The sequence below is a fragment of the Streptomyces parvus genome, from assembly GCF_032121415.1.
Lineage (GTDB): Bacteria > Actinomycetota > Actinomycetes > Streptomycetales > Streptomycetaceae > Streptomyces > Streptomyces globisporus_A.
The window spans coordinates 5976682-5989187 of record NZ_CP135079.1 but is presented as its reverse complement, the minus strand read 5'-3'; the positions used below and the strand labels follow the sequence as shown (position 1 = coordinate 5989187).

Here is a 12506-nt window from a genome sequence, read left to right as displayed (position 1 = left end):
ACACGAGGACCTCCACACCGAGGACACCTTACCGACCGGTAAGTACTGGGTCGCGCTCATGCTGTGACACAGGTCATAGCCGTGTCAACGCACCGGTCAGCGGTTCTTGACGGATGTTCACTTTCCCGCGGGAACGCACACACCTCCGCGTCGGCACCGGAAGCGGTGCCAACGCGGATCGGGGAGAGGCCGAGAAGCTCAGAGCAGGGCGGGCACCTCGACGGTGAGCGTGCAACGCCCGCCGTCCGCCGGTGCGTCGAGCACTGCGGGCAGACCCAGGGGAATCGTCAGCGCGGTCGCCCCGTGGCCGAACCCCAGCTCCTCGACCACGGGTATGCCCAGCGGGCCGAGCCGGTCGGCGAGCACGGCACGGATCTTGTCGTACGGCCCGCACTCCTGCCAGGATCCGCAGGCCACCCCGGCGACCCCGGCCAGGGCGCCGGAGCGCAGGAGCCGGGTGAGGATGCCGTCGAGCCGATAGGGCTCCTCCCCGGTGTCCTCGATCACCAGCAGGCCACCGCCGGCGTGGGACCGGCCGCCCGGGGTTCCGGTGTCGGCGGCGAGCAGGCTGACGCACCCGCCGTACAGGACGCCTCCGGCCCGGCCGGGGACCAGGGCCCCGGCCGATGCGAGGCCGAGCGTGCGCACGGTCTCCGGCTCGAAGAGGGTGGCGCGCAGGTGCTCGCGGGTCGGCGCGTCCTTGAGAAACGTCTCGGTGGCGACCATCGGTCCGTGCAGGGTGGCGAACCCGGCCCGCAGGGCGAACGCCTCGTGCAGCACGGTGATGTCGCTGTAGCCGACGAACGCCTTGGGCCCGGCGGCCCGGACCGCCGCCCAGTCGACCAGGTCGACCATCCGGTGTGCGCCGAAGCCGCCCCGGGCGCAGAGCACGGCCTCCACGGACGGGTCGCACCACGCTGCCCGAAGGTCTGCCGCACGGTCCGCGTCCGTACCTGCGAGGTAGTCCAACTCCGGGTGCGCGGATCGGACATGGGGCCCGACCACGGGTTCGAGGCCCCAGTCGCGCAGAACGGCGAGACCTTCCTCCAGCCGGTCGGCGGGGACCGGTCCGCTGGGCGCGACGACGGCCACCCGGGAGCCGGGGCGCAGCCGGGCCGGCCGGGCGAGCGGGGTGATCGGGCCGGGGGCCTGGCGGGTCACGTGGTCAGCTCCAGAGGCGGTACGTCGGACCGCTCGATGCCGAATGTCTGGGCGTAGAGGGAGAGTTCGGCCTCCAAGGCACGGACCAGGGTCTCCGCGCGCCGGAATCCGTGGCTCTCCCCCGCGAAGGCGATATAGGCGTGGGCGATGCCCCGGCCGGCCACGGCGTCGAGGAACCGCTCGCTCTGGGCGGGCGGGCAGATCACGTCGTCCAGGCCCTGGAGCAGCAGGAACGGGGTGTTCAGCCGGTCGGTGCGGTTCATCGGGGAGCGTTCCCGGTAGCGCTCGGGCACCTCGGCGAACGGGCCGACGAGGGACTCCAGGTACCGCGATTCAAAGTCGTGGGTCTCGTCGGTGGCCCACCCTTCGAGGTCCAGGATCGGGTAGAGGATCGTCCCGCAGGCGTAGAGGTCGGTGCTGGTCAGCGATGCGGCGGTGGTCCAGCCGCCCGCGCTGCCGCCCCGGATCGCGAGCCGGTCCGGGTCGGCAGCGCCCTCCTCGACCAGGGCCGAGGCGACGGCAGCGCAGTCCGCCACGTCGACCAGGCCCCATGCGCCGCGCAGCCGTTCGCGGTAGGCGCGTCCGTAGCCGGTGGAGCCGCCGTAGTTCACCTCGGCCACGCCGATGCCGCGCGAGGTGAAGTAGGCGATCTCCAGGTCGAGGACGAGCGGGGAGTGGCCGGTGGGGCCGCCGTGCGCCCAGACGACGTACGGGGTCTTCTCGCCCTCGGGGCCGGTGTGCCGGGGGTGGTGCGGCGGGTGGATGTGGGCGTGGATCTCCCGGCCGTCGGGGCCGGTGAAGGTCCGCTGCTCGGAGGCCGGGTAGTACGCGGGGTCGACGGCGTCCCGGTGGGGAGCGCCGATGACGCGGGTGCGTCCGGTCGCGGTGTCCAGCTCGACGACCTCGGGGGCGCTGCGGGGGCTCGCCGCGACACCGACGACCCGGCTGCCGTGCACGGCGAGCGTGTCGGACCAGGCGGTCCAGGGGCCCGGGGCGTCGGCGAGTTCGCCGGCCTCCGGGTCGAGGATGCCGAGGCGGTGGTCGCCCTTGCCGTGCAGGACGGCGATCAGCCCGTTGTCGAGCGGGTGGAACCAGCGCAGCCCGATCTTCCAGAGCGGTCCGCCGAACTCCTCGCCCCGGGGCGGCAGCAGGCGGCTGCTGGGGACCACTCCGCCCGCGACGGCGTCGGGGCGGATGCGCTGGAGCTCCCACCAGCCGGAGAGGTCGGAGACGAACAGGAGGCTGCCGTCACGGTCCCACTCCACCTGGCAGACCGATTCGTGGACGTCCCCGACGAGCGGCCGGACCCCGGTGAACGCGCCCGCGTCGGTGATGTCGGCCAGCATGACCACCGTGCCGTCCCAGGGCATCGCCGGGTGGTCCCAGGCGATCCAGGCCGCCCGTCGCCCGTCGGGGGAGACCTTGGGGCCGGTGACGAACCGGTGCCGGTCGTCGGAGAGTTCACGGATCGCCGTCCGGTCGGCGGCCGCCGAGCCGTCCAGCGGTACGGCGGCGACGACCCGTCGTACGTCGGTGGGGGCGGGTCCGGTGAACTCCTCCAGGACGCACCAGACCTCGCCCGCCGCCCCCTGCTCAAGGCGCACCTGCGGGTCCACCCAGCGCAGCCCGCCGCCGACCCCGGAGAGAGGGGTGAGCGGCCAGGGCCCGTCCGGCCCGTCGGGGGCGAAGGCGTACAGCCGCTGGTCGGTGAAGTGGACGAACACCACGAGGAGTTCGCCGTCCGCGCGCACGGTGCCGGCCCAGGGCTGTCCGCCGTACTCGACCACCCGGCTGCGGGCGTTCCAGGGGGCGGGCAGCGCGGGTGCGGTGGTGCCGTCCGCGCGACGGCGGATCAGCGCGCGCCGCCCGCCCTCGGCGGGGCGCGGCTCGGTCCACCAGACCTCGTCCCCGACGGTGCCGAGGTGGTCGGGCCGGCCGTCGTGCGAGGCGGCGAGGGCCGCGTCGATCGGCGACGGCCAGGTGCCGTACGGCGCTGCCGTCTGCACGGTGTTCACGTAGGACGGATTCACGTAGGACGGTCCCCCCGGGGCGCGGTTCGGTCGGCAGGCGGTCAGGCGGTGCGCAGGTAGTGGTCGAGGACGCGGACGCCGAAGTGGAGGGCGTCGACGGGGACACGCTCGTCGACGCCGTGGAAGAGCCGCTGGTAGTCGAAGCCGACGGGCAGCTTCAGCGGGGTGAAGCCGTAGCCGGTGATGCCGAGCCGGGAGAACTGCTTGGCGTCGGTGCCGCCCGACATGCAGTACGGGACGGTGTGCGCGTCCGGGTCGAACCGCTCGACGGCGGCGCGCAGCTTGGCGTACGTCGGGGAGTCGACCGGGGCCGTCAGGGCCGTCTCGCGGTGGTAGAACTCCCAGTCGACGAGCGGCCCGGTGAGCCGGTCCAGGGTGGCGTGGAACTCCTCGTCGCCGCCGGGGACCATGCGTCCGTCGACGTACGCGGTGGCGTGGCCGGGGATGACGTTGACCTTGTACCCGGCGTCCAGCATCGTCGGATTGCTGCTGTTGCGGATGGTGTTCTCGACGAGGGAGGCGGCCGGGCCGAGCTTGCCGAGGAGCTGGGCGACGTCGAAGCCGGGGTCGTCGAGGTCGGCGGTGATGCCGTGCAGCGCAGCGATCTCGGTGATCGCGGCCCGGACGGTCGGGGTGAGGCGGATGGGCCACTCGTGCTCGCCGATCCGGGCGACGGCGGCGGCCAGCGCGCTCACCGCGTTCTCCCGGTTGACCTTGGAGCCGTGCCCGGCCCGGCCCCCGGCGGTCAGCTTCAGCCAGCCGGTGCCGCGCTCGCCCGCCGCGATCGGGTACAGCGCGAGGCCGTCGCCCGCGTGGAAGGTGAAGGCCCCGGACTCGCTGATCCCCTCCGTACAGCCCTCGAACAGGTCGGCGTGCTGCTCGGCGAGGAAGCCGGAGCCGTCGGCGGCGCTGTCCTCCTCGTCGGCGGTGTAGGCGATGACGATGTCGCGCGCCGGGCGGAAGCCCTCGCGGGCCCAGCCCCGTACGACGGAGAGGACCATCGCGTCCATGTTCTTCATGTCGACGGCGCCCCTCCCCCAGACGACGCCGTCGCGCACCTCGCCGGAGAAGGGGTGCACGGTCCAGTCGGCGGGTTCGGCGGGCACCACGTCGAGGTGGCCGTGGACGAGGAGCGCGTCGGCGCAGGGGTCGGTGCCCGGGATCCGGGCGACCACGTTGGTCCGACCGGGGGTGCGCTCCAGCAGCGTCGGCTCGATTCCGGCGTCCGCGAGGCGCTCGGCGACGTACTCGGCGGCCGGGCGCTCCCGGCAGTCGCCGCCGCCCCGGTTGGTGGTGTCGATGCGGATCAGCCCGGAGGTGAACGCCACCACTTCGTCGAGAGCCTGCCGGTCCACGGGCCCGAGCAGGTCGGGGGCCTCAGCCATATTGTTCCTCCACGGCGGCCGACACGATCGTCGTCACCGCCTTGAACGTGCGAATTCCTTCGTACATCGTCGCGCTGGTGTACTCGACGCGCCTCTCGCCGCTCGGCGCCACGCCGGGGACGACGGTGGCCGCCGCCGCCAGGTGCTCGGCGTCGAACTCCAGCTCCACGGTGAACGCGCAGCCGGTGACGGGGTCCCGGCGGCCCGCGAGCGCGGTGGCCGCCTTCGCCGCCGCCCGGATGTCGGAGGCGGTACGGGCCGGGGTGCGGCAGACCGCCGCGTACCGGGACACGTAGTCCTTCACGGCTACCTTCCGGGCGTCGGGGGCGTACCCCTCGGCATCCACGCAGGTCAGGTCGTCGCCGGTGACGAGGACGACGGGCACCCCGTACTCGGCGGCGACGTGCGCGTTGAGCAGACCCTCACTGGCACGGACACCGTTGAGCCAGACGCCGGTGATGGAGTTGGCGAGGTAGGTGTGGGCGAGGACGCCCTCCGTACCGGCCCCCGTGTGGTAGCCGACGAAGGCCACCGCGTCCACGTCGCCGTGCTGGATGCCCTCCACCATGGACAGCGACTTGTGCTTGCCGGTCAGCATCTGAACGCGTTCGTCCATGTGCTCCAGCAGCAGGTTCCGCATCGACCAGTGGGCCTCGTTCACCAGGACCTCGTCGGCGCCGCCGTCGTAGAAGCCGAGCGCGGCCGCGTTCACGTCCGAGGTGAACATCGACCGGCAGCGCTCCCACTGCGGGGTCCCCGGCAGCACGTCGGCCGGCCAGGTGACTCCGGTGGCGCCTTCCATGTCGGCGCTGATGAGGATCTTCATGCCGTCACACCGTACGCCCCGTGAGCGGCGCGGGCCAGGGAGGGGCGGCGTGCCAGGGGCTTGTGGTCAAACTGCCGTCGTCGCCCGAAGGGCAGCCGGGCGGGGCCTGGCAGAGGGCAGTTTGACGACAGGCCCGGTGGTCCGGTCCGGTGAAGTGGACGGGCCCCGCACCGCACCCCCTATGGCATCACCTCGGGCCGTGCCGCGATACTGCGGGCCCCACCCGGTGAAACGAAAGGGACCCGTGTGACCCACCAACTCCCCGCAACGGCCCGGATCGGTCTCGGCGGTACGGCGCTCCTGCTCGTCCTGGCGGGCTCCGCCCTGCCCGCCGCCGCCTCCCCCGCGGACACCTCCCGCACCCTGGCGGAGGCGACCGTCGAGGAGCAGCGCCTCGACCGGGACGCCCCGCGGGAGATCCTGCGGCGCAGCGGCTTCGACGCCTTCGCTCCACGCTTCGAGCGAGCCCTGGCGCGCTCGAAGAGCTATGCGCAGGCCCAGCACACCGTGACCCGCCACGCCTCGGCGCTGTGGCAACGCGCTGTGGACCGGGCCCAGGGGCGAGGGCCCGCCACAGGCGACCTGAGCCGGGGCGACGACCGCCCGCTGTACTGGGCCCGGCTCGCGCTCAGCCGCGAACTGCGCGCCTGGACGCCCCGGTTCGGCCTCGACGACCAGCGGCGCGAAGCCCTGCACTCCGCTCTGGAGACCGCGTCGCGCGGCCAGAGCGACATCCACTACCGGGGCCACCGGACGAAGCGGGTCCTGGTCACCGGATTCGACCCGTTCACGCTGGACCGCGACGTCCGGATCGGCAACCCGTCGGGCGCGAGCGCGCTCGCGCTCGACGGCACCCTGGTGCAGACGCCCGACGGGCCGGCCCGGATCGAGACGGTCGTCTTCCCGGTGCGCTGGGCGGACTTCGCGGAGGGCGTCGTCGAGCGGGCCCTCGCCCGGCATCTGCCGCACCTGGACCTGTTCACCACGGTCAGCCAGGGCCGCCAGGGCCGCTTCGACGTGGAGCGCACGAACGGGGCCTGGCGCGGTGGCTTCGCCGACAACGAGAACGCCTCGAGCACCGGGCTCGTCCCCGTCGCCGACCCGGCCACGCAGCCGCAGTGGACGTCCACGACCCTCCCGTACCGGCAGCTCACCGAGGCGGACACGGGCCGCTTCCCGGTGTACGACAACACCGGGGTCACCGAGATCCCGGCGGGCGGCACCCAGCCCGTGACCAGGCCCGACGGTCCCACCCCGGGCTCGGCGGCGCGGGCCGGGGGCGGTGGCGACTACCTCTCCAACGAGATCGCCTACCGGGTCACCCTGCTGCGCGACCGGCTCCGCCTGCCGGACCTGCCGGGCGGCCATCTGCACACCCCGGTCCTCCAGTTCGGCGCGGAGAACTCGAATCCGGCGGGCACGGTCACCGACCCGGACTTCGAGCGCAACCGCGCCGACATCGTGGGCCAGGTGAGGGAGCTGGTGAGGACGGCGGTGACCGCCACCGGCTGAGCGGCGCGGCAGCTCGCGGGCGGGTGGGACGGCCCGCCGGGGCGAACACTATGAACGCAATGCGCGCGGGGCTTCTCCCCCGGGCGCGGCGCTTCCTAGCATCCCGGCATCCCGGCGCACCCCGTGCCGGGGCAGCCGCACAGACCGTTCCGGCGGCGGCGCCCGCGGGCGCCGCCGCCGGCGCAGAACGCCAGGAGCCGCCCCCGTGAACTCCCCCGACATGCCCGTCCGCGCCCTGCCGCTGTACCGCCGCCACCGGTGGCGCTCCGCCGCGCTGGCCGCCGCCGTCGCGGCCCTGCTCCTCGGGTCGGCGGGCCGGGCTCCGGCGGCGCCCGCCCCGGCCGGAAGCCCTGCCGGGGCCCCGGTCGCCGCCGCCTGCCCGGAGGCGCTGGCCGGAAAGGCGCGGTGTTACACGGGCCAGGACGGGAACGGGGCGCACTACGCGCTCGCCGTTCCCGTCCGCTGGAACGGCTCCCTGGTGGTGCACGCGCACGGCGGGCCCGACCTGGGCGAGGCATCGGACCCGGCCCGCTCGGCCGAGGACCTGGAGCGCTGGGCCGTCATGGTCGAGGAGGGGTACGCCTGGGCGGGCTCCTCCTACCGGCGCGGCGGCTACGGGACGCGGATGGCGGCGGCCGACACCGAGAGCGTGCGCCGGGTCTTCGTCGACCGGTTCGGGAAGCCGGGGCGGACCTATCTGCACGGCCAGTCCTGGGGCGGGAACGTCGCCGCCAAGGTCGCGGAGACGTACGGCACGGAGCCCGGGGCGTACGACGGTGTGCTGCTGACCAACGGCGTCCTGGGCGGCGGTTCGCGCGGCTACGACTACCGGGTGGACCTGCGCGTGGTCTACCAGTTCTACTGCGGCAACCACCCGCGCCCCACCGAGCCGCGGTACCCGCTGTGGCAGGGACTGCGCCCGGACTCCACGATGACGTCCGCCGGGCTGGGCGCCCGGCTGCGCGAGTGCACGGGGTTCGACGCCGAACCGGCCGCCCGGACCGCGCTCCAGCAGCGCAATCTGGACGACATCCTGGCCGTCACCGCGATTCCGGAGCGGTCCCTGGAGTCGCATCTGCGGTTCGCGACGTTCACCTTCCGCGACATCGTCTCGACACGGCTGGGGGGACGTAACCCCTTCTCCAACCGGGGGGTGTGGTATACCGGCTCGCACGACGACCGGGCGCTGAACGCGGGCGTGGAACGGTTCTCGGCGGATCCGGCAGCGCGCCGGGACCTCTCGTGGGACAGCGACCTGACCGGCCGGGTGTCCCTGCCCGTCCTGACCCTGCACGCGATCGACGACCCGACGGCGTTCGTGGAGCACGAGGCCGCCTACCGGGCCGCGTTGCGGGGCGCGGGCCGGGAGGACCGGCTCGTGCAGTCCTTCACCCGGGAGAGCGAGCACAGCGGGCTGAGCAGCGCGGAGTACGCCAACTCCATCGCGGCACTGGATCGTTGGGCCCGTACCGGCCGTAAGCCCACCGTGCGTTCGCTGGCCGATTCGTGCGCCGCGTTCGACCGGAGTCACGGCACGGGGTGCTTCTACGATCCGGGGTTCCGGCCCTCGCCGTACGCCTCCCGGGTGCTGCCCCGGCCGGGCGGGCTCGGCTGGCCGGCCATGACGGCCTCTCAGGAGCGGGCCTGGAGCCGGGTCGACGGGGTGGGCATCGCTCCGTGAGGCGGGGACATGACGTCGCTGCCCGGCTCATGGGCGGGACGGCGCTCCCCGGGCCGGAGGCGGCCCGCCGCCCTCTGGCACCTCGTTGGTATACCGTAACGCCGCCTTCACAGCGGCCGTACGCGCGGGAAACGGCGACTGCCTAGCGTCCCCCGCCATGGATACCCGCACTCAGCTCACCGACCCGTCCCCACCGGACCCCGCACCGCCCGCCGCCCCTGACGAGCCCCAGGCGGTGCGGGAGACGCTGGAGGACTACACGCTCCGCTTCGCGCCGCGCAGTTACCGCCGCTGGACCCCGATGGTCGTGGCGACCACGGCGCTCGGCGGCATCGCCTACATGGCCGACTTCTCCATCGGCGCCGGGATCGCCATGGCCCACGGCACCGGCAACGCGCTGGTCGCGATCACGGTCGCGGCGGCCCTCATCTTCATCACCGGTTTCCCGCTCGCCCACTACGCCGCCCGCTACAACATCGACCTGGACCTGATCACCCGGGGCTCGGGCTTCGGCTACTACGGATCGGTCCTCACCGGCGTCATCTTCGCCAGCTTCACCGTCATCTTCTTCGCCCTCGAAGGGGCGATCATGGCCCAGGGCCTCAAGCTCGGCTTCGGGCTGCCGCTGTGGCTCGGCTACGCCGTCTCCACCCTGATGGTCATCCCCCTCGTCGTCTACGGGATGAAGGCCCTCAGCAAGCTCCAGGTGTGGACCACCCCGATCTGGTTGCTGCTGATGGTCGGCCCGCTGGTCTACCTGGTCGCCACCGACCCCGGCACGGTCGACAGCTTCCTCTCCTACGCGGGCACCGACGGCGAGGGCAGCCTCAACACGGCCTCCGTCCTGCTCGGCGCGGGCGTCTGCCTCTCGCTCATCGCACAGATCGGTGAGCAGATCGACTACCTGCGCTTCATGCCGCCGAAGACCGAGGCGAACCGGCGCAGTTGGTGGACGGCGTTGGTCATGGCGGGGCCCGGCTGGGTGGTGCTCGGGGCGATCAAACAGGCCATCGGGGTCTTCCTCGCCGTCCACATCCTCTCCGAGGTGGGCCCGGCCGCGGCGACCGAGCCGATCCAGCAGTTCCGCGGGGCGTTCGACGCGATGATGCCGTCCTGGCTGGTCGTGCCGCTGGCCGTGGTCCTGGTCGTGATCAGCCAGATCAAGATCAACGTGACGAACGCCTACTCCGGCTCGCTGGCGTGGACGAACTCCTTCACCCGCGTCACCCGGCACTACCCCGGCCGCATGATCTTCGTCCTGGTCAACCTGGCCTTCGCGCTGATCCTGATGGAGGCCGACATGTTCAGCTTCCTCAACAGCATCCTGGGCTTCTACTCCAACTGCGCCATCGCCTGGGTGGTCACCGTCGCCACCGACATCGGAGTCAACAAGTACCTGCTGAAGCTCTCCCCGCACGCGCCGGAGTTCCGCCGGGGCATGCTCTACGCGGTCAACCCGGTCGGCGTGACCGCGTTCACCGCCGCCTCCGGGCTGTCCATCGCGATGTACTTCCACGCCTTCGGCGACACGCTCCAGCCCTACTCCCCCGTCGCCGCCGTGGTGATCGCGTCTCTCCTCACGCCGGTCATGGCGGTCGCCACCCGGGGCCGGTTCTACCTGCGCCGGAGCGACGACGGCATCCCGGTTCCGCTGCTGGACGCCGAGGGCAACCCGAGCGCGGTCACGTACGACTGCCACGTCTGCCGGCAGACCTTCGAGCGCCCGGACCTGGCCGCCTGCCCGGCCCACGACGCCCTGGTCTGTTCGCTGTGCCTGAGTACGGACAAGGCGGGCGACCATGTCCTGCCGGCCGCACCGCCCGTTCCGCTCTCCGGCACCTGACCGCCGTCAGCCCGTCTCGGCGTCCCGCAGCAGTTCCTCGATCCGGGACAGCTCGTCCTCGGTGAAGTCCAGGTTCCGGACGGCCTCGACGCTGTTCTCCAGCTGGGCCACGCTGCTCGCGCCGACGACGGCGGAGGTGAGCCGGCCGCCGCGCAGCACCCACGCCAGGGCCAGTTGCGCGAGCGACTGGCCACGCTCCTTCGCCAGCGTGTCCAGCGCGCGCAGCCGCTCCACCAGTTGCGGGGTGACGGCGTCGGCGGACAGGAAGGGGCTGTCCCCGGCCGCCCGGGACCCGGCCGGAACGCCGTTCAGATAGCGGTCGGTGAGGATGCCCTGTTCCAGCGGCGAGTAGGCGATGGACCCGGCGCCCAGCTCGTCCAGGACGTCCGGCAGCCCGTCGTCCTCGATGCGGCGGTCGAGCATCGAGTAGCGGGGCTGGTGGATGAGGAGCGGGGTGCCGAGGTCCTTCAGGATCGCGGCGGCCTCGCGGGTCTGGGCGGCGGAGTAGTTGGAGAGGCCGACGTAGAGGGCCTTGCCCTGCCGTACGGCGGAGTCGAGCGCGCCCATCGTCTCTTCGAGCGGGGTGTCCGGGTCGGGGCGGTGGGAGTAGAAGATGTCGACGTACTCGACGCCCAGGCGCCTCAGGCTCTGGTCGAGCGAGGAGCGCAGGTACTTCCGCGAGCCCCACTCCCCGTACGGCCCCTCCCACATGTGGTAGCCGGCCTTGGTGGAGATGACGATCTCGTCGCGCAGGCGGGCGAAGTCGGTGGCCAGGGCGCGGCCCAGGGTCTCTTCGGCGGAGCCGGGCGGCGGGCCGTAGTTGTTGGCCAGGTCGAAGTGGGTGATGCCCAGGTCGAAGGCGCGGCGCAGGATGGCGCCCTGCGTCTCGGGGGTCCTGTCTCCCCCGAAGTTGTGCCACAGCCCGAGGGAGAGCGCGGGCAGCAGCAGACCGCTGCGGCCGGTGCGCCGGTAGGACATGGCGGAGTAGCGGTCGGGGGACGGCAGGTGCATGGGCAGGCTCCGCTGGGGGGATCAGGGGCGTACGAGGGGGACGGCTCCAGGCTTCCGCAGATGGATCCAGCAGTCCAACAGGAGATTCCGCTCGGATTCATCGCCTACATTGCTCAATCATGGAATTGCGTCAGCTGGAGCACTTCGTCGCCGTGGCGGAGGAGCAGCACTTCACCCGCGCCGCCGAGCGCCTCGCCGTCTCGCAGTCCGGGCTCTCCGCCTCCGTACGGGCGCTGGAGCAGGAGCTGCGGACACCGTTGTTCAGCCGCACCACGCGTACGGTCCGGCTCACCGAGGCCGGGCGGGCGCTGCTGGTGGAGGCGGAGCGCACGCTGGCGGGCGCGCGGGCGGCGCGGGACGCCGTCGATGCCGTACGGGGGCTGCTGCGCGGGACGCTGACGGTGGGGGTCGAGCAGTGCGTGGCGGGGGTGAGTCCGGCGCGGCTGCTGGCGGCGTTCCACCGGGAGCATCCGCAGATGGAGCTGCGGCTGCGGCAGGAGGGCACCAGCAGTCTGCTGGACGGGGTGGCGGGCGGACGCCTGGACCTGGCGTTCGCTGCGACGGTCAGCCCCGCGGAGTGGCGCGGGGAGCTGGTGCCGCTGGCCCGGGAGCCCATGGTGCTGCTGTGCGCGGCGGGGCACCCGTTCGCCGGGCGGACCGAGGTGGGGTGGGAGGAGCTGCCGGGGGCGTCGTTCATCGACTTCCACCCGGACTGGGGGCCGCGCCGGGCCGCCGACGAGGCCTTCGCCGCGGCGGGTGTGCGGCGGACGGTGGGCCTGGAGGTCAACGATGTGCACAGCCTGCTGGAGCTGGTGCAGGAGGGGCTGGGCATCGCGGTGGTGCCGCACCACTTCTCGCGCAAGCCGGAGGCGGCGCGGCTGGTCGCGGTGGAGCTGGCGGGCGCGCACCGGCCGGTGTACGAGAGCGTGGTGGTGCTGCCGGGGGCACGGAGCCTGAGCCCGGGGGCGCGGTCGCTGATGCGGCTGGTGCGGGAGGACCCGGTGCGGGAGCCGAATGGGGCGGACGCGGGGCGGGCGCGGCTCCGGGGCTGAGCCCC

General features: G+C 73.1%; 9 protein-coding genes. 4 read left to right on the top strand and 5 right to left on the bottom strand.

What is annotated here, in order from left to right:
* Positions 1–198: 198 nt before the first annotated feature.
* Genes RNL97_RS27925 through RNL97_RS27910 form a run of 4 tightly spaced genes read right to left on the bottom strand, consistent with a single transcriptional unit; the run spans position 199 to position 5402 of the window.
* Complete coding sequence (locus tag RNL97_RS27925; RefSeq protein ID WP_030582895.1) at positions 199–1161, bottom strand: S66 peptidase family protein; 963 nt, start codon at positions 1159–1161, stop codon at positions 199–201.
* Positions 1158–3176, bottom strand: a complete 2019-nt coding sequence (locus RNL97_RS27920) for a S9 family peptidase (RefSeq protein WP_030582897.1) — start codon at positions 3174–3176, stop codon at positions 1158–1160. The genes RNL97_RS27925 and RNL97_RS27920 overlap by 4 nt, the downstream gene beginning before the upstream one ends.
* Positions 3177–3232: 56 nt before the next feature.
* Complete coding sequence (locus RNL97_RS27915) at positions 3233–4576, bottom strand: M20/M25/M40 family metallo-hydrolase (RefSeq protein ID WP_030582899.1); 1344 nt, start codon at positions 4574–4576, stop codon at positions 3233–3235.
* The gene (locus RNL97_RS27910) at positions 4569–5402 is read right to left on the bottom strand and encodes a M55 family metallopeptidase (protein ID WP_030582902.1); all 834 of its coding nucleotides are present in this window, start codon (positions 5400–5402) and stop codon (positions 4569–4571) included. The genes RNL97_RS27915 and RNL97_RS27910 overlap by 8 nt, the downstream gene beginning before the upstream one ends.
* 246 nt (positions 5403–5648) lie before the next feature.
* Between RNL97_RS27910 and RNL97_RS27905 the strand changes: the two genes are divergently transcribed.
* The 3 genes from RNL97_RS27905 to RNL97_RS27895 all read left to right on the top strand — a co-directional run bounded on the left by RNL97_RS27905 (position 5649) and on the right by RNL97_RS27895 (position 10438).
* Positions 5649–6914 carry a pyroglutamyl-peptidase I gene (locus RNL97_RS27905; protein ID WP_030582905.1) on the top strand — a complete coding sequence of 422 codons (1266 nt, stop codon included), beginning with the start codon at positions 5649–5651 and terminating at the stop codon, positions 6912–6914.
* Between the two features lie 220 nt (positions 6915–7134).
* A complete protein-coding gene (locus RNL97_RS27900; protein WP_030582908.1) occupies positions 7135–8595 on the top strand; it encodes an alpha/beta hydrolase in 1461 nt (486 codons plus the stop codon).
* Positions 8596–8752: 157 nt separating this feature from the next.
* Positions 8753–10438 carry a purine-cytosine permease family protein gene (locus RNL97_RS27895; RefSeq protein ID WP_313751334.1) on the top strand — a complete coding sequence of 562 codons (1686 nt, stop codon included), beginning with the start codon at positions 8753–8755 and terminating at the stop codon, positions 10436–10438.
* Positions 10439–10444: 6 nt separating this feature from the next.
* Here RNL97_RS27895 and RNL97_RS27890 read toward each other — a convergent pair whose 3' ends face one another.
* Entirely contained in the window at positions 10445–11449 is a 1005-nt protein-coding gene (locus tag RNL97_RS27890; RefSeq protein WP_030582914.1) for an aldo/keto reductase, read from the bottom strand.
* A 119-nt stretch (positions 11450–11568) separates the two neighbouring features.
* Here RNL97_RS27890 and RNL97_RS27885 point away from each other — a divergent pair, with 119 nt between their 5' ends.
* A complete protein-coding gene (locus RNL97_RS27885; protein ID WP_030582930.1) occupies positions 11569–12501 on the top strand; it encodes a LysR family transcriptional regulator in 933 nt (310 codons plus the stop codon).
* The last annotated feature ends 5 nt before the right edge of the window (positions 12502–12506 follow it).

What these genes read in the sequence shown, in the direction of transcription:
- RNL97_RS27890 (WP_030582914.1), bottom strand. Translation starts at nt 11,449, where the DNA reads ATGCACCTGCCGTCCCCCGACCGCTACTCCGCCATGTCCTACCGGCGC.
- RNL97_RS27915 (WP_030582899.1), bottom strand. Translation starts at nt 4,576, where the DNA reads ATGGCTGAGGCCCCCGACCTGCTCGGGCCCGTGGACCGGCAGGCTCTC.
- RNL97_RS27900 (WP_030582908.1), top strand. Translation starts at nt 7,135, where the DNA reads ATGCCCGTCCGCGCCCTGCCGCTGTACCGCCGCCACCGGTGGCGCTCC.
- RNL97_RS27885 (WP_030582930.1), top strand. Translation starts at nt 11,569, where the DNA reads ATGGAATTGCGTCAGCTGGAGCACTTCGTCGCCGTGGCGGAGGAGCAG.
- RNL97_RS27895 (WP_313751334.1), top strand. Translation starts at nt 8,753, where the DNA reads ATGGATACCCGCACTCAGCTCACCGACCCGTCCCCACCGGACCCCGCA.
- RNL97_RS27910 (WP_030582902.1), bottom strand. Translation starts at nt 5,402, where the DNA reads ATGAAGATCCTCATCAGCGCCGACATGGAAGGCGCCACCGGAGTCACC.